The 25,076-nt window shown below is 65.4% G+C and carries 28 protein-coding genes and 1 tRNA gene; 11 read left to right on the forward strand and 18 right to left on the reverse strand.

Annotated elements, in window-relative coordinates:
- Positions 1–14: 14 nt before the first annotated feature.
- The 9 genes from DKM43_RS02980 to DKM43_RS03020 all read right to left on the reverse strand — a co-directional run bounded on the left by DKM43_RS02980 (position 15) and on the right by DKM43_RS03020 (position 6,239).
- Positions 15–410, reverse strand: coding sequence for a DUF3168 domain-containing protein (locus tag DKM43_RS02980; protein WP_109796955.1), 396 nt, complete (start codon positions 408–410; stop codon positions 15–17).
- A 4-nt stretch (positions 411–414) separates the two neighbouring features.
- Positions 415–576: a hypothetical protein gene (locus DKM43_RS16440; RefSeq protein WP_161554024.1), complete on the reverse strand. Its 162-nt coding sequence runs from the start codon at positions 574–576 to the stop codon at positions 415–417.
- Positions 573–1,124 (reverse strand): head-tail connector protein, encoded by a 552-nt coding sequence (locus tag DKM43_RS02990; RefSeq protein WP_109796957.1) that lies wholly within the window; start codon positions 1,122–1,124, stop codon positions 573–575. The genes DKM43_RS16440 and DKM43_RS02990 overlap by 4 nt, the downstream gene beginning before the upstream one ends.
- A gap of 72 nt (positions 1,125–1,196) precedes the next feature.
- Positions 1,197–2,342: a phage major capsid protein gene (locus DKM43_RS02995; protein WP_109796958.1), complete on the reverse strand. Its 1,146-nt coding sequence runs from the start codon at positions 2,340–2,342 to the stop codon at positions 1,197–1,199.
- Between the two features lie 114 nt (positions 2,343–2,456).
- Complete coding sequence (locus tag DKM43_RS03000) at positions 2,457–2,891, reverse strand: HK97 family phage prohead protease (protein ID WP_109796959.1); 435 nt, start codon at positions 2,889–2,891, stop codon at positions 2,457–2,459.
- Positions 2,888–3,196 carry a DUF6127 family protein gene (locus DKM43_RS03005; RefSeq protein ID WP_109796960.1) on the reverse strand — a complete coding sequence of 103 codons (309 nt, stop codon included), beginning with the start codon at positions 3,194–3,196 and terminating at the stop codon, positions 2,888–2,890. The genes DKM43_RS03000 and DKM43_RS03005 overlap by 4 nt, the downstream gene beginning before the upstream one ends.
- Complete coding sequence (locus DKM43_RS03010) at positions 3,193–4,371, reverse strand: phage portal protein (RefSeq protein ID WP_109796961.1); 1,179 nt, start codon at positions 4,369–4,371, stop codon at positions 3,193–3,195. Before DKM43_RS03010 ends, DKM43_RS03005 begins: the two co-directional genes overlap by 4 nt.
- 52 nt (positions 4,372–4,423) lie before the next feature.
- Complete coding sequence (locus tag DKM43_RS03015; RefSeq protein ID WP_109796962.1) at positions 4,424–5,746, reverse strand: DNA-packaging protein; 1,323 nt, start codon at positions 5,744–5,746, stop codon at positions 4,424–4,426.
- Positions 5,739–6,239, reverse strand: coding sequence for a hypothetical protein (locus DKM43_RS03020; RefSeq protein ID WP_109797071.1), 501 nt, complete (start codon positions 6,237–6,239; stop codon positions 5,739–5,741). The genes DKM43_RS03015 and DKM43_RS03020 overlap by 8 nt, the downstream gene beginning before the upstream one ends.
- Positions 6,240–6,456: 217 nt before the next feature.
- Between DKM43_RS03020 and DKM43_RS03025 the strand changes: the two genes are divergently transcribed.
- Positions 6,457–7,101 carry a YqaA family protein gene (locus tag DKM43_RS03025; RefSeq protein WP_109796963.1) on the forward strand — a complete coding sequence of 215 codons (645 nt, stop codon included), beginning with the start codon at positions 6,457–6,459 and terminating at the stop codon, positions 7,099–7,101.
- Between the two features lie 149 nt (positions 7,102–7,250).
- Complete coding sequence (locus tag DKM43_RS03030) at positions 7,251–7,532, forward strand: usg protein (RefSeq protein ID WP_109796964.1); 282 nt, start codon at positions 7,251–7,253, stop codon at positions 7,530–7,532.
- 30 nt (positions 7,533–7,562) lie between these two features.
- On the opposite strand, the gene DKM43_RS03035 is transcribed toward DKM43_RS03030, so the two are convergent.
- The gene (locus DKM43_RS03035; RefSeq protein ID WP_109796965.1) at positions 7,563–8,426 is read right to left on the reverse strand and encodes a MipA/OmpV family protein; all 864 of its coding nucleotides are present in this window, start codon (positions 8,424–8,426) and stop codon (positions 7,563–7,565) included.
- Between the two features lie 174 nt (positions 8,427–8,600).
- Between DKM43_RS03035 and DKM43_RS03040 the strand changes: the two genes are divergently transcribed.
- Positions 8,601–9,221 carry a glutathione S-transferase family protein gene (locus DKM43_RS03040; protein WP_109797072.1) on the forward strand — a complete coding sequence of 207 codons (621 nt, stop codon included), beginning with the start codon at positions 8,601–8,603 and terminating at the stop codon, positions 9,219–9,221.
- Positions 9,222–9,229: 8 nt separating this feature from the next.
- Positions 9,230–9,841 carry a pseudouridine synthase gene (locus DKM43_RS03045; RefSeq protein ID WP_109796966.1) on the forward strand — a complete coding sequence of 204 codons (612 nt, stop codon included), beginning with the start codon at positions 9,230–9,232 and terminating at the stop codon, positions 9,839–9,841.
- On the opposite strand, the gene DKM43_RS03050 is transcribed toward DKM43_RS03045, so the two are convergent.
- The 5 genes from DKM43_RS03050 to DKM43_RS03070 form a co-directional block, all read right to left on the reverse strand.
- Entirely contained in the window at positions 9,789–10,568 is a 780-nt protein-coding gene (locus DKM43_RS03050) for a cyclase family protein (protein ID WP_109796967.1), read from the reverse strand. The two genes, DKM43_RS03045 and DKM43_RS03050, sit on opposite strands and share 53 nt — an antisense overlap.
- Positions 10,569–10,590: 22 nt before the next feature.
- Positions 10,591–11,049, reverse strand: a complete 459-nt coding sequence (locus tag DKM43_RS03055; RefSeq protein WP_109796968.1) for a hypothetical protein — start codon at positions 11,047–11,049, stop codon at positions 10,591–10,593.
- Complete coding sequence (locus tag DKM43_RS03060) at positions 11,050–12,207, reverse strand: alpha/beta hydrolase family protein (RefSeq protein WP_109796969.1); 1,158 nt, start codon at positions 12,205–12,207, stop codon at positions 11,050–11,052.
- A 3-nt stretch (positions 12,208–12,210) separates the two neighbouring features.
- Positions 12,211–13,125 (reverse strand): VOC family protein, encoded by a 915-nt coding sequence (locus DKM43_RS03065; RefSeq protein ID WP_109797073.1) that lies wholly within the window; start codon positions 13,123–13,125, stop codon positions 12,211–12,213.
- Between the two features lie 68 nt (positions 13,126–13,193).
- Positions 13,194–14,309 carry an FAD-dependent oxidoreductase gene (locus tag DKM43_RS03070; protein WP_109796970.1) on the reverse strand — a complete coding sequence of 372 codons (1,116 nt, stop codon included), beginning with the start codon at positions 14,307–14,309 and terminating at the stop codon, positions 13,194–13,196.
- A 255-nt stretch (positions 14,310–14,564) separates the two neighbouring features.
- Between DKM43_RS03070 and DKM43_RS03075 the strand changes: the two genes are divergently transcribed.
- The gene (locus DKM43_RS03075) at positions 14,565–15,785 is read left to right on the forward strand and encodes an MFS transporter (protein WP_109796971.1); all 1,221 of its coding nucleotides are present in this window, start codon (positions 14,565–14,567) and stop codon (positions 15,783–15,785) included.
- Positions 15,786–15,835: 50 nt separating this feature from the next.
- Positions 15,836–16,768 (forward strand): alpha/beta hydrolase, encoded by a 933-nt coding sequence (locus tag DKM43_RS03080; protein ID WP_109797074.1) that lies wholly within the window; start codon positions 15,836–15,838, stop codon positions 16,766–16,768.
- Here DKM43_RS03080 and DKM43_RS03085 read toward each other — a convergent pair.
- Positions 16,743–17,213, reverse strand: a complete 471-nt coding sequence (locus DKM43_RS03085; protein ID WP_109796972.1) for an Lrp/AsnC family transcriptional regulator — start codon at positions 17,211–17,213, stop codon at positions 16,743–16,745. The two genes, DKM43_RS03080 and DKM43_RS03085, sit on opposite strands and share 26 nt — an antisense overlap.
- A 104-nt stretch (positions 17,214–17,317) precedes the next feature.
- Between DKM43_RS03085 and putA the strand changes: the two genes are divergently transcribed.
- On the forward strand, positions 17,318–20,836 hold the full coding sequence (putA, locus tag DKM43_RS03090; protein WP_109796973.1) for a bifunctional proline dehydrogenase/L-glutamate gamma-semialdehyde dehydrogenase PutA: 3,519 nt from the start codon (positions 17,318–17,320) through the stop codon (positions 20,834–20,836).
- Positions 20,837–20,908: 72 nt separating this feature from the next.
- Here putA and DKM43_RS03095 read toward each other — a convergent pair.
- Positions 20,909–20,995 (reverse strand) — tRNA-Leu (locus DKM43_RS03095).
- 131 nt (positions 20,996–21,126) lie between these two features.
- Positions 21,127–21,918 (reverse strand): MJ0042-type zinc finger domain-containing protein, encoded by a 792-nt coding sequence (locus tag DKM43_RS03100; protein WP_109796974.1) that lies wholly within the window; start codon positions 21,916–21,918, stop codon positions 21,127–21,129.
- A gap of 148 nt (positions 21,919–22,066) precedes the next feature.
- Between DKM43_RS03100 and ftsE the strand changes: the two genes are divergently transcribed.
- The 4 genes from ftsE to DKM43_RS03120 are packed head-to-tail and all read left to right on the forward strand — an operon-like array spanning position 22,067 to position 25,069.
- Positions 22,067–22,843 (forward strand): cell division ATP-binding protein FtsE, encoded by a 777-nt coding sequence (ftsE, locus tag DKM43_RS03105; RefSeq protein ID WP_236632345.1) that lies wholly within the window; start codon positions 22,067–22,069, stop codon positions 22,841–22,843.
- Positions 22,840–23,799 carry a cell division protein FtsX gene (locus DKM43_RS03110; protein ID WP_236632346.1) on the forward strand — a complete coding sequence of 320 codons (960 nt, stop codon included), beginning with the start codon at positions 22,840–22,842 and terminating at the stop codon, positions 23,797–23,799. Before ftsE ends, DKM43_RS03110 begins: the two co-directional genes overlap by 4 nt.
- On the forward strand, positions 23,796–24,344 hold the full coding sequence (locus DKM43_RS03115; RefSeq protein ID WP_407938476.1) for a YdcF family protein: 549 nt from the start codon (positions 23,796–23,798) through the stop codon (positions 24,342–24,344). The genes DKM43_RS03110 and DKM43_RS03115 overlap by 4 nt, the downstream gene beginning before the upstream one ends.
- Before the next feature lie 2 nt (positions 24,345–24,346).
- Positions 24,347–25,069, forward strand: coding sequence for a lysophospholipid acyltransferase family protein (locus DKM43_RS03120; protein WP_109796975.1), 723 nt, complete (start codon positions 24,347–24,349; stop codon positions 25,067–25,069).
- The last annotated feature ends 7 nt before the right edge of the window (positions 25,070–25,076 follow it).

Consider the following 25,076-nt stretch of genomic DNA (forward strand, 5'->3'; position numbering starts at 1 on the left):
GAATGAACGGGGTTTCAGGCGGCCAGCACGCGCGCCCGGTATTCCAGCACCACCGCGCGCAGCGCCTCGCCGCGCTGCTCGGCCCGCGCTTTCAGCAGGCCAAGGCTTGCCACATGAAGTCCGGCGGCAGATTGATCGGCGGGCAGCGCCTCCACCCGCGCCTCGATCGCGGCCACCAGCGCCGCGCCGCCCAGCGGATCGTCGCTGCGAAAGTTCAGTTCCAGCGCCACCCTGATCTCGCGCCCGGCCTGCGTCTTGGTGCCCCAGTTGCTGCTTGCGCTCGCCGTCAGCGCCAGCCACGGCAGCGCGGTGCGCAAGGGCGCTTCCTCAACCACGGCGTTGAGCGCACCGGAAAGAACCGGATCGCTGGCCAGCCAGTCAATCAGAACACTGCGAAACGGGATTTCCATCGCGCTAGTCCTCTCCAAACAGCGGCCAGAGCAGGCCCGCCTTGCGCCACCGCCGGGCATCGCGCCGCCGCGCCATCATCACCGCCCGCGCCTTCGCCAGCGCCTCGGCCTTCTCGACCAGCCGCTGCATCAGCGGCCCGATCTGCTGCGCCTGCGCCGCGATCATGCCAGCCGCATCCGCCGCCAGGGGCGCCACAGCGCCGCGATTGCCGCAGGAGGCCAGGCGGCAGACTTCTTCTCGTCGTCCCGCGCACGGTGCTGGTGCGCAGCCAGCCGGATCACGCCCTGCCGGATCGCTTCGGGCAGGTCTGGCCAGTCCTCGGCCAGACCGGCCACATATGTCGCCGCCACCCGGCGCTGTTCGATCGGCCGCAACAGCCTGATCCGCCCGCGTCCCTCGGCGTCGATGTCCAGTTCATAGTCACTCGCCGCCAGCGCAATGCGCCCGCCGCTCTGGTCGAGTGCGGCAAGGGCGGTTATCGAGCGCACCGGCCGCGCGCCCAGCGTCTGCCATGCGCTGCTCGCGGCCAGCACGTCCTCGCATCCGGCGTTCAGCGGCATCGTGCCGGTAAAGCCCTCGCACAGGTCCAGCGCGCTGCGCAGCAGCGCCAGCAGTTCGGCATCTTCGGCTGACCGGCTGATTCCCAGCCAGGCCTTGAGTTCGCTCAGCGCCGCCGAAGCCAGCACCGGCGGCGCAACAATTGCCCGCATCATGGCAATCTCCGGTCAATGGGAAGGAAAGGGCGGCCTGCGACAGCGCCGCCGCGCGGCCGCAGGCCGTCACCATCAGGCTGCGATACGCAGCAGCTTGATCGCGTCGCTGTCCATCACCTGACCGCCAACACGGCGCGTGGCATAGAACTGGACATAGGGCTTGTTGGTATAGGGATCGCGCAGGATCGTCGTCTGCTGACGCTCGGCAATCAGGTATCCGGCACGGAAGTTGCCAAATGCGATCGGGCAGGCATTGGCGGCCACATCCGGCATGTCCTCTGCCTCGATCACCGGATAGCCGAGCAGGCGATCGGGCTGCCCCTCGATCATGCCCGGCTGCCACAGGAACGCGCCATCGGCGGTCCTGAGCTTGCGGATCACCGCCAGCGTGGCCGAGTTCATTACCCAGACCGCGCCCTGCCGCAGCGGCGCCTTGAGCTGGAACACCAGATCGATCAGCTTCAGTTCGGGGGCGGCATCAAACCCAGTTGCATGGCCCGATCCGATGAACTGCAAGCTGCCAAAGGCGCGCGCCGCATCGCCCGCTGCACTCGTCGGCGCATTCAGGAAACCGCGCGGCTGGTTCACCCCGCTGCCATTCACGAAAGCAGCGCCTTCCGCGCGGGCAAACTCGGTCGCGATTTCATTGGCCAGCCAGCCTTCCACGTCAAAGGCCGCATCATCCAGCATGGCCTGCGTGGCCGAAGGGTTGGCATAAAGTTCTCCGCTGGGCGGCACGATCTCGGCCAGCTTCGGGCTGTCGGTTTCGGGCCGTGCGCCCGTCTCGCTGACCCACCCGGACGCCGCACCACCGGTCGAGATCAAGCGGCGAAAACCCGAAGTCCCGGTGCGCACCACGCTTGCCACGCCGCGGATAGGGCTGATTTCGGTCAGTCGGCGCGCAATCAGCGTATCGATCTGCTGCGGAACGGCAAACCCGCCATCCGCACCCGTCGTTCCGGTAAGCGCCTTCAGCTCGGTCTCGCGGCCATGACGCACATAGCCATCGATAAAGCCGGAAACATCGCGCATCGCATCGGCCGCACCGTCAAGCATGGGCCGCACTGCTGCCCGGCCGAACCGCTCCAGACGGCCCTTCACTTCCTCCACTTCGCTGCGCAGCGCGGCAATGGCGGCGTCGTGCGTTTCCTGCCGTGCGGCAATGTCGAACGAAGCGCTCAGCGCGTCCGCCTTGGTTTCGATGTCAAGATTTTCCATGTGGCTCAACGTCCTTTCTGCATGAAACAGGTCGCCGCAAAGGTCGGCCTGAGGGGGACTTCCATTATGTCGGGATCGGGCTGCTCCGGGCCTTGCCGTCCTGCCGGTCAAGGCTCAGGCGGCTGCGGCCGCCTTGCCGCTTTCCACGTAATGCACGCGCGCCAGCGGCTGCATGGGGCGCGTCACCAGGCTCACTTCGATGATCTCAACCGCCTTCAGTTCGCGCCCGCCCGGCAGGGCGCGCCCGTCAAGCACGCGGTATCCGAACGAAAGCCCGTCCACCGCGCCCTGCCGCAACGCCTTCGCAGGAGCGGAATCGGCGGCATCCACCCGCGCCACCACGCGCAGGCCGCGTTCATCCTCGCCTGCGCTTTCGATCCAGCCGATCTGCTGGTCGGGCCGGTGCTGCCACAACAGCGGAAGCCGCAACCCCTGGGCAAGGCGCCGATCCAGACTGCCCCTGAAGGCGCCCGGCATGATCGTGTCCCCGCCGCTGTCACGCTTGCGGAAGATCGCGGCATAGCCCGCAAACCGGATCGGCCCCGTCATCGCACCAGCTCCGCCGAACCCAGCCGCACCGCGATGGCAAACAGCAGCAGCGCCAGAACGCCACGCACCACCCAGCCGATGGCCGCCTTCCACGCGCTCGCCTTGGCATCGCGCCACGCCCCCAGAAGCTGGCGCAGTTCCGCCAGATCGCTGTGGGCATCATCATCGCCAAGCCCCATGCGGGTCAGGGCCCGCACCGCGCCCATGTCCGATGCCTCCTCGACAATGGCCCGCAGCGTGACAAGATCGGTTCCCTCATCACCGGCCTGCGCGATGAGCCGTGCCAGCATGTCCTCGCGGGTCATGCCTGCACCTGTTCGATGCCCAGAAGCGCCCGCTTCTCCTCGCCCGTCAGGAAATCGGCCGCCGTCACCTGCGCCCAAAGGCGTTCGCGGTCTTCGCCCAGCGCAGGCACCCGGTCAAAGTCGACGATCAGGCTGGCCCCGGCAAACCACGGGCGCAGCCCCTCGGCCAGCGCGCTCAGGATCTTGCCCGCCACCGGCAGCAGTGTCAGCCGCCAGAGCGCGCGGTTGGCCTCGCGATAGTTGGCGTAAGTATTGTCGCCGGGGATCCCCAGCAGCATCGGCGGCACGCCAAACGCCAGGGCAATGTCGCGTGCTGCGGCCGCCTTGAGCGTGGCAAAGTCCATGTCCGCAGGCGTCAGCGCCAGTGCCTGCCAGCGCAGCCCGCCCTCCAGCAGCATGGGGCGCCCGGCATTGCCCATGCCCGAATAGGCCGCGCTCAGTTCGCTCTTGATCCGTTCGAACTGGTCCGCCGTCAGCGCCGCACCCGGCTCGCCCGGATCATAGACCAGCGCGCCCGAAGGCCGCGCCGCATTCTCCAGCAGCGACCGGTTCCACCGCGCCGCGGCGTTATGAATTGCCACGGCTTCCTCGGCCGCCTCCAGACAGCCCGCGCCATAGTGATCGTCCGAAGGGTGGAAATGCCTCACATGGATAAGGTTCGCCCGGCCAAGATCGTCAACGGCATCGATCCGCATTGTCTTCTCGCCCACCTTGTAGGCGAAGGCAGCGGGCCATCCCGCCGCATCGGGGATCACGGTCACCCGCTCAGGCCGCAGCGCGAAGAGTTCCACCGGGATGCCCTCGGCATCGCGCAGCACCTGCACAAAGGCATTGCCATGCAGCATAAGGTGCGCCGCAAGCGTCTCCAGCAGCGGCTGCCCGGCGCTTGTCTCGCTCACCAGCGCGAGCAGTTCGGGGTGCGATGCCCTGACCGGCGCAGAGCCAACCCCCTCCGCCACGATCCGCACCGCGCGCTGCGCCACCGGATTGCGCAGATAGGCTTCGCGCGCCGCCGCTGCATAGTTGCTCGGTCCCCGGCTGAACTCCGGGCGCGAAGGCTCCCCGCGCCAGTCGGCAGCGGCAATCCAGGGGGAAATGAAACTGCGCCCCAGCGGTGCGCGCGGCGTCACCGCCTCGCCCTTGAACGCAGCCGCAAGCGATTGAAAGAACGACATGATGTCCCTTTCGCAAGAATGGAAAAGTCAGCCCGCCACCGGCAAGCGCAACCTAGTCGAACCAGATGCGCGGCTCTGCCTGCTGCCCCAGCATAAGCTCGGTCAGCGCCCAGACGCAGGCATCGGCGCGGTCGGGCGATCGCCCCGGACCGCGATATTCGCCGCCCGGCATAAGGCCGCACAGCTCGTCCTCCAGCCGTGCAAACATGCCCACGTGCCGCACCCGCCCGGCTTCATAGAGCGCCGCCACCGGCTCGGCCCGCGCCGCCTTGCCGCGCCGGGCATGGACAAGCCGCAAGGGCAGATGCGCCCCGGCTGCCCGCAGCACCGCGCGCACCATCTCGCCGCCCTGGTTCGCCTCGGCCACCACCCGGTCGGCCGACCATGCGCGCGCCGCATTCGCCACGGCCGCCGCCCAGCGTTCGGGGCTGGCTTGCTCTATCGAACAGTCGGCCAGAACCCGCCCGATCCGGTCATCGCCAATGCCGCAGACCACGATCCCGCAGGCATCGCCATGTGCGCTCGTCGGCGGGTCCACGCCAATCACCACGCGCGTCATGGCGGCGCTTGCCTCCTCGCGCGCGGCCTCGATCAGGCCGCGGGTCCACAGGGCGCCCGCCACATCCTCGATCAGTTCACCCAGCAGTTCCTGCCGCCCCAGCGCCGATCCGCCATAATTGCGGCGCATGGCCTCGATGAAACGCGCGGGCAGGTTTGCCGCGTTGTCAAAGGTGCAGCCGCGCGTCACGGCCACATCTTCGTCGCCTGCCAGAAGGCGCATCACCAGCGGCACCGCGCGCGGCGTCGTGGTTGCCACCACGCGCGGATCGCCGCCCAGCCTCAGGCCCATCAGCAGGTTGTCCCAAGCGGCCATGGCCCGGTTCGATGCGCTCTGCCACTTGGCAATCTCGTCGCACCAGGCATGGCTGTGCTGCGCCCCGCGCAGGGCTTCCGGCTCGCCCGCGGAATAGAGGAAAGCCTGCGCGCCATTCGGCCAGACCAGCCGCCGCATCGAACTTTCGAACACGGGCCGCCGCCATGGCGCACCGATTGAAAGCAGCCCGCTTTCACCCTCCACCATCACGCTGCGCGCTTCGTGCAGCGATGCGCCCACCAGCGCAATGCGCGCATCTGGCTGGCTTTCGGCAATGCCGCGCACCCATTCCGCGCCCAGCCGCGTCTTGCCGAACCCGCGCCCGGCCAGCACCAGCCACACCCGCCAGTCGCCCTGCGGCGCCAGTTGGCTGGCCCTGGCCCAGGTGCGCCAGTCATAAGGCCATTCGATGATCTCCCGTTCTTCCAGTCCTTGCACGAAGGCGCTGATCTGTTCCGCGCTGGCATCAGGAACCCACCCCAGCTGGCAGCGCTCACGCATCCGCACAGGCTTCCGCTGCGTGCGTCTGCCGCTGCCGGAGCACTTCGTCGCGGATCGCCAGCAGCTTGGCATGGATCGACCGGCGCACCACCTCAACGTCGGCGTTCTCGCGGATGGCCCGCTCGCGCGCCACGGTCTCGCGGTGCTGCGAAAGCAGACGCAGCGCGGTGGCATTGTCGAACTTCGCGCCGCCCTCCTTCGGCTCGCCAAAGCGCAGCCGGTGCAGAACCTCGATCTCCAGCAGATCGTAACCCTCGCAAAGAGCCTCTCGCCAGCGCGCCGCGAAATCGGCATCGCTGCGCTTCTCCTTGTAAACGCGCGAAGGCGTCACCCCTGCGGCGGCTGCCGCCGCCGAAACATTCGACGTTTCCGCAAGCACCGCCAGAAACCCGGCCTTCCATGGCTTGCCCGTTCTTGCTGGCTGCGCCTGTGGCGCAGCACCCACCCTTGCGCGCAAAGTCTTCGCGCGCCGCTGCACAGTCGGCTTGGCCATGCTGACCATCCTTCCAGAAATTGGGTCTTCGTGAATTGCACCGCGCCTGCGGCCGCGCATTGAGTGCGGCGACTCGTCTCTTCGCGATGTTCCTGTTATGTACCGAAAGAACGCGCGAATGTCAACAGAAAAGTGCCAATCCGGTTAATCGCAAACTGACTGGCGCTTTCCCGTGCTCTCCCCTAAACGCTGCGCCGCAATAATCGCAGGAACGCCGATGCTTCGCCGCCTCTACAACTGGACCATGGCCAAGGCCGCGCATCCCCATGCCGGTTGGTGGCTGGGCTTGTTCGCGTTCATGGAGGCGAGCTTCTTTCCCGTCCCGCCGCATCCGCTGCTGGGCCTGATGTGCCTCGCCGAACCGAAAAAGGCGGTGCGCTTTGCGGCCATTGCCACGCTGGCCTCGGTCATGGGCGGCCTGCTCGGCTATGCCATCGGCTATGGACTCTACGATACCGTCGGCACGCAGCTCCTCGCCGCGCTTGGCCTCACCGAAAGTTTCCCCAAGGCCGCCTGCTACCTGCGCGAGACCGGGGTTGCCATCATCATCGCCAAGGGCGCCACGCCCATCCCGTTCAAGCTGCTCACGATCACCGCGGGCTTCATCGCCATGCCCCTGGTGCCCTTCATCGTGGCCAGCCTCGTCAGCCGTTCGATCAGCTTCATGATCGTGGGCGTGCTCTTCCGTCTGTTCGGCGCGCGGATCAAGCGCTTCATCGACAGGTATCTCGGCCTCGTCACCGTCGGCTTCGTCGTGCTCGTCGTGGGCGGCTTCCTCGCGGTCAGCCTGCTCGGCAAGGGCGATGAAAGCGCGGGCACCAGGGCCAGGTGCGAACAGGTTTCTGCTGTAACTTCATCCTGAACGGACCATACGCCATTCGCCCCTCTTGACGGTTAAGCGCCTTTTCAGGTTTCCTCGTCACATTAGCGTTGTCATTCAGACGTTCTGCATGGGTTGGAGCATCGCGCTCCTCACGGCCGATGCTCCTTCCGGACGAAGGAAGGAAAAGTATGGAACGCGTGATCGGGAACGAAGACATCCGCCTCCAGATGGAAGGCTATGGCCTTACCACCATCCAGATCCACTATTACCTGCCCGATCACCCCAGCCTGCTTCAGATGTTCGCGTTCCAGCAGTATGATCTCGCCCCGCGCTTTCCGCGCCTGAACGGCTTTCTCGATCACTGGCGGCGCGAAATCGAAGCCGCCATCCACTCCGTCCGCATTGCCCACAGGCACCTGATAGGCCCGCAGGAATGGCGCGCCGTCGATGGGGTCATCACGATAAACTGACCTCAGGCATGGCGGTCAGTCCGCGCCGGATCACAGACCGAAGCGGAACGAATAGCCCAGCCCCACGGCATACTGCATCCGCTGGCCACGTTCGCGGATCAGAGAACTGCCCGCCGGCGCTCCGCCCAGCCGGTCCACCCCGGCAAACAGCGCCACCGCGCGCCGCCGGTCCAGCGGGCGGATCAGGTTTGCCCCCAACCCCACCGAAACAAGCCCGCCATCAGGGCGCGAAACCCCAAGGCCAGTCCTTGCCGATTGCGCCGCATCCACCCCGAAATAGGTCTGCATGTAATCCGCCGTGGCAAAGGTTGCACGCGGCCCGAAGGAATAGAGCAGCTTGCCCTCGCGGCCAGAGTAATTGATCAGCACATCGCCCACCAGGCCTTCATGCGCGCCAAATCCCTGCCGCACTTCGGCCCGTGCGCGCCACTGCCGCTTCGCGCCGAAACGCTTTTCCACGAATGCACCGGCTTCACCAGCAATGCCGATGTCGCCCATGCCGCGCAGGGCATCGCTGCCACCAGCCACCAGAAACGGTGATCCGCCATCGTCCTCGTTTCGCCCGAAGCGCGAACGCACGATCGGCCCGGCCTTCCAGCCGTCGCGATTCACCGCATTCCAGCCAAGGCCATCCTGCACCGATAGAAACAGCGTGTCCTTGTAGTTGATGCGCAGGTCCGGAAAGATCGAAAGCGCGGTATCCTTCGATCCCTGCCATGCCATGCCGAATACCGGCGCAACCCCCACCGTCATGGTCCAGCCCTGCGGCTGGGGCGGCATCTGCCCAGCAGGCGGCGCACCCGGCGCGGGCCGGTCCGGCGCGCTCTGCGCCGCGGCGGGATGCGCCAGACCAAGAGCCAGTGCAGGCACCAGCAGCACAGAAGGCAGACGCATCGCTTATTCTCCCTGATGTAAGTAACGGCCCGGCGCGCGATATGGACCGCTCAGGCTGAACCCGGCTTTTCGTGAGCGTATCGAACTGTTGCCGGATACATTTCGTCCGGCCGCGCTCAATCGTCAGGAACTGGTGCTTGCGCAACAACCCCTTGGGCCACCATGCTTGCGCCCATGCTCACGCTCTATCACTGCCACAATGCCCGCTCGTTCCGTGCGCTCTGGGCGCTTGAAGAGATGGGCCTGCCCTATGCGCTCCATGTGCTGCCCTTCCCCCCGCGCAAGCGGCACGAGGGGATGCATGATCTCAATCCGCTGGGCACCATCCCCGTTCTGTTCGACGATGACCTGCGCCTCACCGAAAGCGTGGCAATCCCGCACTATCTCGCTACGAAATACGGCCCCACCGATCTTGCCGTGGCTCCGCACGAGAATGGCTATGCCGCCTATCTCAACTTTCTCGTGATGGGCGAGGCCACGCTCACCTTCCCGCAGACCATCCACCTGCGTTACGCGGTCTTTGCCCGTCCCGAAGAGCGCCGCCCCGAAATCGCGCGCGACTATGCCGAATGGTTCGGCTCGCGCCTGCGCAATGCCGAAACCATGATGGGACCGCATTATGCCGCGGCGGATCGCTTCACGATGGCCGACATTTCCGTGGGCTACGCCCTGATGCTTGCCCTGTCGGTCGGGCTGGAAGAGTTCGTGTCCGATACCATGCGCGCCTACTTCGCCCGCCTTGAACAGCGTCCCGCCTTCCGCCGGGCAATTGCCGCACAGGGCAAGCCCGCCTAAGCGGGGCCATGGCTCTCATCGCGTTCAACAAGCCCTACGGCGTCCTGTGCCAGTTCACCGATGAACGCACCGGGCCGCCCCGCCCCACGCTTGCCGCCTTCATCCGGCAACCCGGCGTCTATCCCGCAGGCCGCCTCGATCATGACAGCGAGGGCCTCCTGCTCCTGACCGACGATGGCGCCCTTCAGGCCCGCATCGCCGATCCGCGCCACAAGCTGCCAAAGACCTATCTCGTTCAGGTCGAAGGCGTGCCTGATACCGCCGCGCTCGATGCGCTGCGCAGCGGCGTTCGCCTCAGGGACGGGATGAGCCTGCCCGCAAAGGTGGAACAGATCGCAGACCCCGCGCTCTGGCCGCGCGATCCGCCCATCCGTGTGCGCAAGACCGTGCCGGACAGCTGGCTGCGCCTCACCATCCGCGAAGGCCGCAACCGTCAGGTCCGGCGGATGACCGCAGCCGTCGGCCACCCCACGCTGCGCCTCGTCCGCTGGCAGATCGGGCCATGGACACTTGCCGGCCTCGCTCCGGGCGAGTGGCGCGAAGTGGCGCCGCAGGACCTGGAAGCGATCACTCCTCGAAGATCGCCACAGCGCGCGTCCAGCCCGCAGAGGCGCCCCTGATCTTGTGCGGGAAGCAGCTCACGGTAAATCCGCTGGGCGGCAGAACCTCAAGGTTGTGCAGCTTTTCCAGGTGGCAATAGCCAATGTCGCGCCCGGCCTTGTGCCCTTCCCAGATCAGCGATGTATCGCCGGTTTCCTTGACCTTTTCGGCCGTGTGGACAAACGGCGCGTCCCAGCTCCAGGCATCGGTGCCGGTCACGCGCACCCCGCGCGATGTCAGATACATCGTCGCCTCATAGCCCATGCCGCAGCCAATGCTCACATAGTTCGGGTTGCCTACCGCCATGCCTGCGGCCGTGTTCACCAGCACGATTTCCAGCGGCTTCAGTTCGTGCCCAATCCGCTTCAGTTCGTCTTCCACGTCCTGCGCGGTAACAACGTAACCATCGGGAAAGTGCCGGAAGTCCAGCTTCACACCCGGCTGGAAGCACCACTCAAGCGGCACTTCGTCGATGGTGATGGCCCGCTCGCCGCCGTTCATCGTCGGGTGGAAGTGCCACGGGGCATCCAGATGGGTGCCGTTGTGCGTGGTCAGCGTCACGTTCTCGACCGCGGCAAAGCCTGCGCTGTCGGGCGTGTCTTCGGCGGTCACACCCGGAAAGAAGAATCCCAGTTCCGGCAGCGTCTCGCCATGCTTCTGGTATTCGATCTTCGGCCGCATGAACGGCGGATCGGTAATCACCTCGTTTTCAAGATAGATCGAAAGATCAACAAAACGGCGAGTCATGTCATTCCTCTCTCGCGCGGCTTCAGCGCTTTATCAGTTCAGCACGAAGGCCAGCGGGCGTGACGGTGAAGGCAAGCATGGCACCAAACAGCAATTTGGCAATCAGGGCCGTCAACCAGTCAAGAGCAGGCACGGCGATGGCCCGGAGCGGAATTGCCGAAGCTGCAACACCCACTGCTGCTCCGATCAAGCCGCACAGGATTGCGCGAACGGCAATCGCGCCGGGCAAGGCCGATGCCCCGTCCATGGCCATGACCTTGCCCGCTGTCCGCGCCTTGCGCGCCAGCAGGCCGGGCACCAGCGTAGCCATCAATCCGATCATGAAGCCCTGCGGCCCGAAATCGAGCACATAACCCCCGCTGCCCCAAACAGGCACGGGTCCGCGCAGCCCGAACACCGCCAGAAAGAAGCCCGCACTCAACACCACGTTGACAGCAATGCTGATCAGGGTTTCCCGGCGAATGTAGGCACTCGCCTCCATCTAGGCAGTGCGCCCCCCCAGCGTCTCGGCGAACCAGTCGGCAATGAGATCACGCCCGTAGGACATGTTGTCGGCGCCCACGTGCTCGACCCCGCCTTCGCGTGCGGTGAAGATCACCTTCTCCCGGCGCGGCGAATTGATCAGCTGGTCATAGAGGTCGTCGGCATAGGAAACGCTGATCTGCCGATCATGCGCCCCGTGCGTCACCAGGAAGGGCACCTTGATCCGGTCCATGTGTCCGTTGAGGTTCATGTCGGTCGACTTCGCCATGAAGTCGTCCATGTCCTTGGCGCCGAAAGCCCACATGACGTGCGCCCAGTAATGCGGAACGGGGTTTTCGCCTTCGCGCTTCAGGCGCTTGTCCTGCACCTCGCGCCAGTTGTGGTTCGCACCCCACACCGCGCCCGATGCGAAACGCGGCTCATAGGCGACCGCGCGCGGCGCAAAGTGCCCGCCCAGCGAAATCCCGGTCATGCCGATGCGGCTGGGGTCCACGTCGGGCTGCTGTTCCAGCCAGTCCACCGCCTTGCTTGCCCAGTTTTCCGAATGCGGATCGACCGGCAGGCCCTGAAGCCTCAGCGCTTCGCCTGAACCGGGCTGATCGACGCAGAGCGTGGAAACGCCGCGCCGCGCCAGCGCTTCGGGCAGGCGGCTCCAGTAAAGGAGTTCCTTGCAGCTATCGAGACCATTGCAATAAACCACCACCGGATGCGGCCCCGGCCCCGCAGCGCGGGTATAGAGCGCAGGCATCGTGCCCGTGCTCAGCGGGATTTCCACCCGTTCGCGGTTGATCTGTCCGAAAGCGGTGGACTTTGCAAAGGCATCCAGCGCCCTGGCATAGGTCTCCTTGCGTCCCGGTGCGCCATGGCCCTGCATGCGCTCGGCCACCAGCAGGTAAAGCGCTGCACGCTCCAGCTTGTTCGAAGCAGAGAACAGTCGCCCCTTGGCCTCGTCCTCGGCGGCCAGTTCGATCAGCTTGTCGCCAAAGGCCGACCACTGCTTCATGAACACCGGGGTTCCTGCATCGCCCCCATTGGCCGCCGCTTCGATGATCGGCTGGCACATGTCGACGATTTCGCCGATCAGCCCACCGCTTTCCATCGCGATGGAAACCGAGAGGTTCCAGATATAGTTCGGGAACGGTTCGTAAAGCGCCATGCCTCAGCCCTCGACTGCAAGTTCGGGGGTCTGGAACAGGCCCGGATTCGCTGCGGGATGCGGCAGGGTCTGCGGCCCGCCAGTGCCGATGCCCCACTGATCCATGACCATCGGAGCGGGCGTGTGCACCTTGTACTGGTGGGTCTCGAAATCGACCTCTTCGAGTTCCGAGGTATATTCGGTCGTGAAGCCGCCCGGCGTGACGAAATAGCTGAAGGTGTTGTTGCCTGCGGTGTGCCGACCCGGCCCCCAGCCAATGTCCACGCCCTTGATCTTCATGCGATGGATGCCGCGCATCATGTCGTCCACGCTCAGCATGTCGTAAGCCACATGGTTGAGGCACGGCGGTCCGGGCAGGATGGCAATGCGGTGATGCGCCGAATTGCAGCGCAGGAAGCACATGAAGTCGCCCAGCCAATCGGAAATCTTGAAGCCCAGAACGTCGCAGAAGAACTTCACCAGCGCCTGATGATCGGGGCTGTGCAGCACGATGTGGCTGATCTTCACCGGCACGCCCTCCCAGCGCGCCAGGTCGCGCTTGGCGCCCTTGGCCACATCGCTGGAAATCTCGAACAGCATCCCGTCTGGCGAGAAGAAGCGGAAGCCGTATCCGCCGCCCGGCGATGCCAGTTCGGCAGGCTCGCTCACTACCTTGCACCCGGCGTCCTTCACCCGCGCGCAAAGCGTATCCACGTCTGCGCGGCTGTCGGCCGCCAGCGCGATCACATCGATGCGGTTTTCGTCCGCCTTGCGAAGCTGGACCACGTGATGCTCGTCATGACCCTGCGCCTTGAACCACGCCATGCCATGAGTCTCGCCCACCGGTTCCAGCCCCCAGAAATCGCGGTAATAGGCCTTCTCGGCGTCGAACTCTTTCACGCCATACCCGACATAGCGAATCTCGGTCACGCGGCTCATGGTGGTCATCCCTATGGTCTTGATTCAGAATGCTTGAATTGACGTGCCCGTCATGGAAACGGACAGCATCAGATCGGTTGCGAGACCACTGCGAACATCTCGGCAGTGGCCTTGTGGTTGTCGACGGGCGGCGCCTTGCCAAGCTGCCCCATGCAGATGGCCAGACTGCTCTCCACGATGTAGCGGCAGCGTTCGAAGCGGCGGTCACGGTAGGCCCTGAGTGCGGCCTCCACGTCGTCGCTGCGCTCCAGTTCCTCGGCCAGCACGATCCCGTCTTCGATCGCCATGCCTGCGCCCTGGCCAAGATGCGGCGTCGTGGCATGAACCGCATCGCCCAACAGGCCAACGCGGCCCTTGCTCCAGTCGCCGCGCACCAGCATCCCTTCCAGCGGGCGATAGACCACGCCGTCATCGTCGGTGATCTGCTCTGCCAGTTCGCGGATCTGCGCCGAACAGTTGACCAGCTTGGCCCGCATCGCCGCCGCAAGGCCTTCCTTGGGATAGCGCGGATTGTCCGGTTCCGGCGTTGTCACATACATGTACATCAGGTCCGCGCTCATCGGCACGAGGCCAACACCGGTCGGCCCGTTATAGACCTGAAGCGCATCCAGCCCTTCGGCGCGCGGGAAGTTGTAGCGCCACACCGATTGGCCGGTAAACTGCGGCTTTCCAGCCTCCGGCAGGATCATTTCGCGCGTCTGCGAATAGACCCCGTCAGCGCCGATCACCAGATCATAGCTGCCGCTCGACCCGTCGGAAAAGCGCACATGGACCTTCGCGCCATCGTCCTCGATGGCCTCGGCCGTCACGCCCAGCCGCAGTTCGGTGCCCAGGGCTTTGGCATTATCGCCCAGCACCTTCTGCAAGGCCCGGCGACCTATGCCGACGTTGGCCGGACGCCCCTCCACCAGTCGCGGCGAGGGAACCCGCGCCACCTTGGTGCCATCAGGGGTGAAAATCTCTACCGCGTCGAAGCCGCAGGCTGCATCCATGAAGCTGTCCAGCACGCAAAGCTGGTCCATCGCGCGCAGCACGTTCGACTGCTGAATGATGCCCACACCATAGACCGACCAGGTCGGATCGCGCTCTATCGCGGTAACGGCAAACCCCTTGCGGCACAACGCGATGGCCGCCGAAAGCCCGCCGATGCCAGCACCGATGATCAGGATATCCAGTTTCTTCATGGCAATGCTCCGCCACCGCCGCAACGGTTGGCAAGCCCTCTCGTACAAGGTTGATTTTCGCTGGTGATGCTTACGTTCGCACCTTCAATTCACCAAGCAAGTAATTTTTATGCCCTTTCATTTGCAAAATTGATGATGGGCCATGCAACGGATTAGCTTGACTCAGCTTGCCCGGCGCTTGATACCAATTAAGAATGTTGGTTCTAATAATGGGCGCGTGAACTGCCTGTGTCAGGGCACGCGGGGAGAGTTTCCATGACTGATTCCGCCATCGTCTCTGCCGGATCAGGGCGCCAGCCGGGCGTTGCGCAGGGCCTCACAATCGTCCTCACGGGCTTCCTGCCGATCATTGCCATCGTCTCGATGTTCCCGGCCGTTCCCGCCATGATCGCGCATTTTGCCGATGATCCTTCGGCCCTGACCAAGGTTCCCGCCATGGTTTCCGCGCCGGGATTGACCGTGGCAATCCTTGCGCTGTTTGCAGGCTTGATGGTCGATCGCTTTGGCCGGCGCAAACTGCTGCTCGCCTCCACCGCGCTCTACGGCTTTGTCGGCCTGATGCCGATGTTCCTCGATGACCTTGACCAGATCTACGCCTCGCGGCTCCTGCTGGGCGTGGCAGAGGCGGCCATCCTCACCACGGTCAACACCCTGATCGGCGATTACTGGAACGAGGCCGGACGCCGCCGTTGGCTGACGCTTCAGGGCGTGCTCGGCCCGTTCTTCGGCAGCGCGGTCATCTTCACCTCTGGCTATCTCGCCGCGATAAGCTGGAACGCGGTTTTCCTGATCTATGCGGTAGGTTTTGCCGTCTTCGCCGCCATGCTCGCCTTCATCTACGAGCCGGAAAACGATGAGACCGCGCGCAAGATGCTCGGCATCGGGGCCAGCGCCAGCACCCCCTTCCCATGGGCAGGCGTACTTCTGTTCGGCACGGTCACGCTGCTGGGCGGCATTCTGTACTACGTCTTCATCATCAACGGCGGGATGGTGTGGAAGGAACTGGGCGTATCCGATCCGGCTGAAATCGGCCGCCTCACCACCATCCCCAGCATGTTCGTCATCGTCGGGGCAGTGATCTTCTGGGCCACCACCCGCTTCGGACCGCGCGTTCAGCTTGCGGTATTCCTGCTTCTTCTCGGATCGGGCCTGGGCGTGATTGGCATGGCGACTGACTGGAAGGGCATGGTTGCAGGCATGGCCCTGCAGCAGACCGGCGCAGGCATGGCCGTGCCCACGCTGATCGCCTGGGCGCAAAGCTATCTGCCCTTCGAACACCGGGGGCGCGGGATGGGCGTTTGGACATCCGCATTCTTCCTCGGCCAGTTCGCCTCGCCCCTGCTCGTCAGCCTTGCCCGCACGATCAGTGGCACGATGCAGGGCGCGTTCGTGATCGCCGGGGCGATCGGCATGGCTGTTGCCCTCATCACCTGGTTCATCGTCACGCCGCAGCAGCCTGAACCGGGACAAGCCTGATGTTCAGCCAGAATGCCGGAACACGCCGCGCCATGAAGCCAGTCGCCCTGATGGCCACTCTCGCCCTGTCGCTTGCGCTGATCGCACAGCCTGCATCGGGGCAGGATGGCCCTGCTCTCAGCCGCGAGACCATTGCCACCCCGAACCAGACCGGTGCGATTGCGCTTCCGGTGCCGACATCCACGCCCCAACGCGAAGTGTGGCATCTGGAAGGTGGCAAGGTTGCCGTGCGCAATGTCACCCGGCCCACGCTCACGCCGGTTCTGCCGGTCGGCCCCGGAACCGGCGCTGCGGTGATCATCGCGCCGGGCGGCGGCTTTTTGGGGCTGGCCATCGAAAAGGAAGGCTGGGACGTCGCCCGCTGGTTTGCCAACAGGGGTATTGCCACCTTTGTCCTGAAATATCGCACCCTGCCGACACCGCCCTCGCAGGCCGAGTTCGTCGACATCATTGGCCGTGTGATGCGCGGAGAGAAGACCCCCTTCTCCCCGCCCGCCGACACACCGCCCGATGCGCTTGCCGATGGCCTTGCTGCACTACGTCATGTCCGCGCAAATGCGGCCAGCTACGGCATCGATCCGGCTCGCATCGGCTTCATGGGCTTTTCGGCCGGCGGATTTCTCACCCGCACCGTGGTGGAAAAGGCCGGGGCAGACATGCCTGCCTTCGCCGCGCCGATCTACCCCGGAATGCACAGCATGAATGTGCCCGAAAATGCCCCACCGATGTTCGTGGCCATTGCCGCCGACGATTTTCTGATCCCCATGGCCGGGGGTCAGACAGCGCTCATCGACAGCTACCGCAAGGCGGGCAAGTCCATCGAGTTTCACCTCTTCGAATCCGGCGGTCACGGTTATGGTCTGGGCAGCCCGGCCAGCACCACCTCGCAGTGGCCCGCCCTCATGCTGCGCTGGCTCGAAGTCAAAGGTTTCCTGAAGCCCGCTGCCGCACCCGCCGTCACGCCCGCGCCGACTGTTCCTTGACCGGCTCCATCACCACGAAAGTGCTGGTGTTCGCCACATGGGGCAGGGTTGATATCTTCTCCCCCAGAACCATGCGGAACCGGCGAATGTCGGCCGTGCGCACTTTCAGCAGGTAATCGAAGTTGCCCGCGATCATGTGGGCTTCCTCGATTTCCGGAATGGCCATCACGCCGCGGTTGAACTCTGCCAGCGCCTGCTCGCGCGTGTCCGAAAGCTTCACCTCGGTAAAGGCCACATGCTCCAGCCCCAGCCGCGCCATGTCCACCACGGCGCGAAAGCCCCGGATCACGCCATCATCGATCAGCCGCTTCAGCCGCACCTGACATGGCGTCTTCGAAAGACCGACCTTTTCGGCCAGTTCCGTCACCGCCATTCGCCCATCGCGCACCAGCAGATCAATGATCCTGCGATCAAACTGGTCAAGTTGCCTTTCTGCTGCGCTCATTGTCCTTCTCCATTATCATTCTGGCGAAAATTATAGGCATATTGCCTGCTCTATGCCATCTCATTGGGCAGAACGGCGCATCGGCACATGATATTCTGGCGGGCATGACGATCCACGCCCCCTTCTCCCACGGCCCTTTCTCCCACGCTCCTTTTTCCGATGGGCCTTTCTCGAAGTTCGCCCCCGTCCTTGCCGATGCCCACACGCCCTTGCGAGCCGCGATCACGGCAGCCACCCGCAGGTCCGAGCACGAATGCATGGCCGCGCTGCTGCCCGAAGCGCTCCTGCCCGATGCGCTGCGCGCCTCTGCCCAGACGCTTGCCCGCTCGCTGGTCGAGGCGCTGCGCGCTCGCCCACGCGGGCACGGGGTCGATCAGCTGGTTCAGGAATACGCGCTTTCCACACAGGAAGGCATCGCCCTGATGTGTCTTGCCGAAGCGCTGCTGCGCATCCCCGACAATGATACGCGCGATGATCTTATCCGCGACAAGATCGCTGGCGGAGACTGGCTTGCCCATCTGGGAGCGGACCGTTCGCTGTTCGTCAATGCCGCAACATGGGGCCTCGTCATCACCGGCAAACTGACCGAAACCTTGCAGACCGGCAGCGTCGACGACACCGGCCTTGGCGCCGCGCTCACGCGCCTCATCGCCCGCGCTGGCGAACCGGTCATCCGGCGCGGGGTTGATCTGGCCATGCGCATGATGGGCGAACAGTTCGTCACCGGCGAGACCATCGCCGAAGCGCTCGATCGCGCCCGGCCAATGGAAGCGCGCGGGTTCCGCTACAGCTACGACATGCTGGGCGAAGCGGCGATGACGGCCGCCGATGCCGCACGCTATTACGCAGATTATGAAGCTGCGATCCACGCCATCGGCGCCGCCTGTGCCGGGCGCGGCATTCACGATGGACCGGGCATATCGATCAAGCTGTCCGCGCTGCACCCGCGCTATGCCCGCGCGCAGCAGGAACGCGTCATGGCCGAGCTGCTGCCGCGCGTGAAGGCTCTGTGCAGCCTCGCGCTGCATTACGACATCGGTCTCAATATCGATGCGGAAGAGGCCGACCGGCTGGAACTCTCGCTCGATCTGCTTGAAGCGCTTGCCGCCGATCCTGCGCTTGCAGGCTGGAACGGGCTGGGCTTCGTGGTGCAGGCTTATGGCAAGCGTTGCCCCTTCGTGATCGACTGGATCATCGATCTTGCCCGCCGCACCGGCCGACGCATCATGGTCCGCCTCGTCAAGGGGGCCTACTGGGATGCCGAGATCAAGCGCGCGCAGGTTGATGGGCAGGCCGATTTCCCGGTCTATACCCGCAAGATCCATACCGACGTTGCCTATATCGCATGCGCCCGGCGCCTGCTTGGTGCGAGGGATGCTGTGTTTCCGCAGTTCGCCACGCACAACGCGCAGACCCTTGCCACCATCAAGACCATGGCCGACGAAATACTCGGAACCGGATTTCGCACCGGCGATTACGAGTTCCAGTGCCTGCACGGCATGGGCGAGGCGCTTTATGACGAAGTCGTCGGCCCGGAGAAACTGAACCGCCCGTGCCGTATCTATGCGCCCGTCGGAACGCATGAAACGCTGCTCGCCTACCTCGTCCGCCGCCTGCTGGAAAACGGAGCTAACTCGTCCTTCGTCAACCGCATCGCCAATCCCGATATTCCAGTGGAAGCCATCATTGCCGATCCGGTAGCCGAAGTCTGCGCCATGGCAGAGCAAGGTGCGCCCCATCCACTGATCGCGCTGCCCCGCGCGCTCTATCCCGATCGGCGCAACAGCGCCGGGCTTGATCTTTCGGACGAGGCAACGCTTCGCCATCTGGCAGAGCGTTTTGCCGCCGCCGCACGTATCCCGCGCCATGCAGTGCCGGGGGCCGATCTCCCTTCGGCAGATGCGCGCCCTGTCCTAAACCCCGCCAACCATGCCGATCGCGTCGGAACCGTGCGCGAGGCCCTGCCGCAGGCGGCCGCCGCCGCAGCGCGCCTTGCCGCCGCTTCGCGCTGGTCCGCCACCCCGCCCGCTGCGCGCGCCATCGTGCTTGAACGTGCCGCCGACCGGATGCAGGCCATGATGCCCGAACTGATCGCGCTGCTCGTGCGCGAGGCAGGAAAATCGGTTGCCAATGCCGTGGCCGAAGTGCGCGAGGCGGTCGATTTCCTGCGCTACTATGCCGCGCAGGCACCCATGCTCGCGGGGGCCGCACCGCTTGGTGCTGCCGTGTGCATCAGCCCGTGGAACTTCCCGCTGGCGATCTTCACCGGCCAAGTTGCCGCGGCCCTGATGGCGGGCAATGCCGTGCTCGCCAAGCCTGCCGAGGAAACCCCGCTGATCGCGGCAGAGGCCGTGCGGTTGTTGCACGAATCAGGCGTGCCCGAAAATGCACTGATCCTGCTGCCGGGCGATGGCACCATCGGGGCCGCGCTGGTGGCCGCGCCCGAAACCGCAGCCGTGCTCTTCACCGGCTCAACCGAGGTCGGCCGGCTGATCCAGCGCCAGCTTGCCGGAAGACTGTCCGCCACAGGGCGGCCCATTCCGCTCATTGCCGAAACGGGGGGCCAGAACGCGATGATCGTCGACAGTTCGGCCCTTGCCGAACAGGTCGTGGCCGATGTCATCGCCTCGGCCTTCGACAGCGCGGGCCAGCGCTGTTCGGCGCTGCGCGTGCTGTGCCTGCAAGAAGATGTCGCCGATCATGTCCTTGCCATGCTCCGCGGGGCGATGAACGAACTGTCGGTCGGCCCGACCGATCGCCTTTCGTCCGATATCGGCCCGGTCATCACCGCCGATGCCCGCGCCAGCATTGAAGCCCATGTCGCGCGGATGCAGGCGGCGGGCTGCCCGGTCCATCGTCTGCCGCCTGGCCCTGAAACGGCGCGTGGCACCTTCGTTGCCCCGACGATCATTGAACTGGCGGATCCGGCACTGCTGACCGGCGAGGTCTTCGGCCCCGTGCTGCACGTGATCCGCTTCCGGCGCGAGAATATGGACGCGCTCGTCGATACGATCAACGGCTGGGGTTATGGTCTCACCTTCGGCCTGCACACTCGCCTGGATGAAACCGTGGCCCGCATCACTGCCCGTGCCCACGCGGGGAACATCTACGTCAATCGCAATGTGATCGGCGCGGTCGTGGGCGTGCAGCCCTTTGGCGGGCATGGCCTGTCCGGCACCGGGCCCAAGGCCGGCGGCCCGCTTTATCTGCGCCGCCTCGTTGCTTCGGCCGCTGCGGCGCCTGCGCTGCTGCCGGGCGAACGCGAACTGGCAGGCCCAGTGGGCGAACGCAACGTCCACGCCCTGCGCCCGGTCGGCAAAGTGCTGATCGCCGCGCAGGATGCGGCGCGCCTCAAGGCGCTTGAGGCGCGCGTCACCCGGCTTGGCGGAACGCCGGTCGTGGCCGAACCCGGCTGGCAGGCCCTTGCCCCCTATGCCCGCGCGCTGGTTGATGGCGACGCGGCCTTCACCCTTGCCTTCCAGCAGGCGCTGGCCGCGCTCGATGGCCCGATCGTGCCGTTGCTTGCCCCGGCAGATGATGATGCCATGCTGCTGGCCGAAGTTTCCCTTTCGATCAACACCACAGCCGCAGGCGGCAATGCCAGCCTGATGGCAATGGCCTGACGCCACACGATGCCCGGAGCGCCCGGATCATTCCGGGCGCCCGAAGGCAAGGATCACCGCTTCAAGGGATGATGGTGCGGTCGAGAAGACTCGAACTTCCACGGGCTTTCGCCCACAACGACCTCAACGTTGCGCGTCTACCAATTCCGCCACGACCGCAAAATCAGACGGGATGCTCAGGCTCTGCCCGGCGCCCCGTGGTGGGGTAGGAGCGCGCCCCTAGCAAAGGAGTTTGGCCCGCGCAACATGCTTGCCGACTTTTTTCGGCAACCGCGTTGGCAAATCGCCGGTCAATCGGGTTTCCAGCCGATTTCGGCAAACTTGGCCGAGCGCGGCACGTCGGTTACGGCGGCGTTGATCGTGACGCTTTCACCGGGGGCCAGCTCGTCCTGCGGGGGCGGAACCTCCCAGGTCTTGACCACCTTGTCGCGCGAATCGCGCAGCACGATGAGAATCTGCGGGAGCGCGCGGACCTGCTTTCCGGTATTCGTCACCGTCCCGCTGGCGCCGAAGTATTCCGTGCCGTTCGGCAACTTGCGGCGGTCCTGCTTCTCTGCCGGGAAAGAAAGCTTCAGATCAGGCCGGTCCGCGCCAAACGTCTGGCCCGTGCCCGGAAGCCATTGCGGCACGCCATAGGTATAGACCGCCGCGCTCAGCCCCGTCACCGTCAGTGCAAAGGCTACCGCGCCGATGGTCCACATTTTCGCGGGATTGCGTCGCGGGCGAAAGGGCGGCTCATGCTCGAAGGGAGAATGCGGCAGGTCGGGCACGGCATCGGCCGCGGTGCGATAGCGGGCCTGCACCGCCGGTTCGGGCCGCGCGGGCGGCATGGGCGGCTCTGTGGCGGCCTCAGGTGGGGATACTGATGCGGGTTCCGGTGCCTGCTGAGCCGTCGCGGTGCTTTCGGCAGGTGCTGCGGCGGCGGGTTCAGCGGCCGCTGCCACCGCCGCTTCGGGCATTTCCGGGCCGTGCTGGAACCAGGAATGCCGACATTTGGCGCAACGCACCGTCCGGCCATCTACGCCAATGGCGCTGTCAGGAACGACATAGCGCGTCGAACAGGCGGGGCACGCAATAATCATGCTTGCGGTAAAGCATGGTCATGCCTGTCGAAACAATAGCTTCGACCCGGCAGAAACGCGCCAGCGGCCTTTTTTCCACATGGATTGCCGCGTATAGCCGATCGGGCATAACCAACACCATGCGGCAAACAGGTACAGTCTCTGTCTGATGAGCAACACCGATGATGCAGAGATTGTCCACTTCGACAATGTCGGGCTGCGCTATGGCACCGGCAAGGAAGTGCTGACCGATATCAGTTTCACCCTGTTTTCGGGCCGCTTCTATTTTCTCACCGGCGCATCGGGCGCCGGCAAGACCAGCCTGCTCAAGCTCCTCTATCTGGCCCAGCGGCCTTCGCGCGGGCTGATCCGCATGTTCGGCACCGATGCCATCACCCTGCCGCGCGAACGCCTGCCCGACCTGCGCCGCAGGCTGGGCGTGGTCTTTCAGGATTTCCGGCTGGTGCCGCATCTGTCGGCATTCGACAATGTCGCCCTGCCGCTGCGGGTCGCGGGCCTGCCGGAAAGCGAGATCGTTCGCCCCGTCAGCGATATGCTCGAATGGGTCGAACTGGGGGATCGAAGCCACGCGCGCCCGGCAACGCTTTCGGGCGGAGAACAGCAGCGCGTCGCCATCGCCCGCGCCGTAATCGGGCGGCCCGACATGCTGGTGGCCGACGAACCCACCGGCAACGTCGATCCCGAAATGGCCCTGAAACTGCTGCGTCTGTTCGAAGCTCTGAACCGGCTTGGCACCACCGTCGTCGTGGCCACCCACGACGCTCACCTCATCCGCAAGGTGCCCGATTCGCTGATCATGCGGCTCGACAAGGGGCGCCTTGCCGATCCGACTGGCGCGCTGCGCTATCCACCCCGGCGCACCGTGCCCGTGCAGGGCCTTGATCGCAGCCCCGCCGGACAAGCCACGGGGCTGCCCCGCGCATGATCTGGCGCAAAGGCCCGCCTCCCCTGCTCGAAGGGTTCCTGCACGCCGGGCGCAAAAGCGACTGGCGCGAAGCCCTGCGCGCCGAGAACCGCCTGCTTCCGCAAGGCAGGCTTTCCGGTCCGATGCCATGGGTCATTGCCATCATGATCGGGCTTACCGTGGTTGCCACTGCCTGCGGCCTTGCCCTGCGCAATACCGCGCGCATCGCCAGCGCCGACGTGGCGGGCGGCGTCACGGTGCAGATTGTCCACGGCGCCCCCAGCGAGCGCGACCGGCAGGCACGGGCCGCACTCGCCGCGATCCGCGAGGTGCCAGGCGTCGTCTCGGCGCGGCTGGTGCCGCAGCACGAACTCGACGCACTGGTCGAACCATGGCTCGGCACGGCGGCAGGCGATGATGTGAATGCCCTGCCGGTGCCTGCGCTCATCGACGTGCGCCTTGCCGAAAAAGCAAGTGCTGCACGGATCAGGGCTTTGCGCGACGCGGTTGTCGCCCGTGCACCCGCGGCACGGGTCGATGCGCAGGCGGCATGGCTCGGCCCGGTCTTCGAGGCGATCAGCGCGCTGCAATGGCTCACTGGCGGCCTCATTGCCCTGCTGGCCTTCGCTACCGTGGCAACCGTGCTGCTCGCCTCGCGCAATGCACTGGGCAACCATCGCGCCACCATCGAGATCGTCCATATGCTGGGCGGCACCGATGCCCAGATCGCGCGGATCTTTCAGCGCTCGATGGCGGTGGATGCCGCTGCGGGCGGGATCGGCGGCCTGCTGCTTGGCACGGTCACCACGCTTCTGCTGGGACGCCAGTTTGCCGCACTCGGCTCCGGTCTGATGTCGCTGGGAGGGCTTGGCTGGGGCGACTGGCTGGCGATTGCCTGCATTCCGCTGGCGGGCGTCCTCCTTGCGGTGCTGACCGCGCGTTTCTCTGTCCTTGCGGCACTGAGACGAATGCTGTGACACGCCGCGGCATCTTTCGGCGGCTCCTGTCGCTGCTGCTGATCGCCTGGGCGCTCGGCTTCTGCTGGTTTGCCATCTTCCTGCCGCGGCCGGTGATCGAACCGGTGCGCAGCGATGGCGTGGTCGCGCTTACCGGGGGCAGCGGCCGCATTCCCCGCGCGCTTGCCGTGATCGAAAAGGGCTACGCGGGCAAACTGCTTGTCTCAGGGGTTGACCGCGAAGTGCGCCCGCGCGAATTCGCCGCCGAATACGACGTTCCGGACCGCCTCATGGCCTGCTGCATCACGCTTGGCTATGACGCGGTCGACACCCGCACCAATGCAATCGAAACAGCACGCTGGATCAGGCAGAACAACCTGCGCTCTATCCGCCTCGTCACAACCGACTGGCACATGCGCCGCGCCGCCTTCGATCTGGCGGCAGAAGCGCCTTCCAGCCTTGTCATCGTGCGCGATGCCGTTGCCTCCCGCCCCACCTTCAAGATCCTGTTCATGGAATACAACAAACTGGTTGCGCGGCTCGTCGCGTGGATGATCGGCTGGTAACGATGGGCGGCCTTTTCTCTGTCGTGCGCAGTCTTGCCTTCTATGCTGCCTTCTATGGCGGTTCGGTGCTGTTCGTGCTCGGCTCGCTGCTGACCATGTCAATCTCGCGGCCGGTCTTCCGCGCGATCGTGCGCGGCTGGGGCGGCTGGCACCGGCTGTGTTGCCGCGTGCTTCTTGGCATCCGGGTGGAACTCGAAAACCCGGCATTCAAGCCGGGCGTGCTCTATGCCATCCGCCACGAAGCCTTCTTCGAGGCCATCGACCTGCCCTGGCTTTTCCGCCTGCCCGTGGTCTTCGCCAAGGCCGAACTCATGGCAATCCCCGGCTGGGGTCTTGCCGGACGCAACTACGGCCTGATCGCGGTAGAGCGCGATGCCGGGGCCAGAGCCTTGCGCACCATGCTGGCCGAAGCGCGGCGGCTCATGGCCGAAGGGCGCCCGCTCATCATCTTTCCCGAAGGAACGCGCGTGCCGCATGGCCAGCGACGCGCCCTGCAATCAGGGTTTGCGGGTCTCTACAAGCTGCTCGGCCTGCCGGTGATCCCGGTGGCGGTCGACAGCGGGCCGCTCTACCACCGCACGTGGAAGCGGCCGGGCACCGTGCGCTACCGCTTTGCCGAGGAAATCCCGCCGGGCCTGCCCAGAGAGGAAATCGAAGCCCGCGTCGAAGCCGCGATCAATGCGCTCAACGGCAAGGCGCTAGATGGCAGCGCGCCAAACGGCTGAAGCGGCG

Source organism: Novosphingobium meiothermophilum, assembly GCF_003171715.1.
Taxonomy (GTDB): Bacteria; Pseudomonadota; Alphaproteobacteria; order Sphingomonadales; family Sphingomonadaceae; genus Novosphingobium; species Novosphingobium meiothermophilum.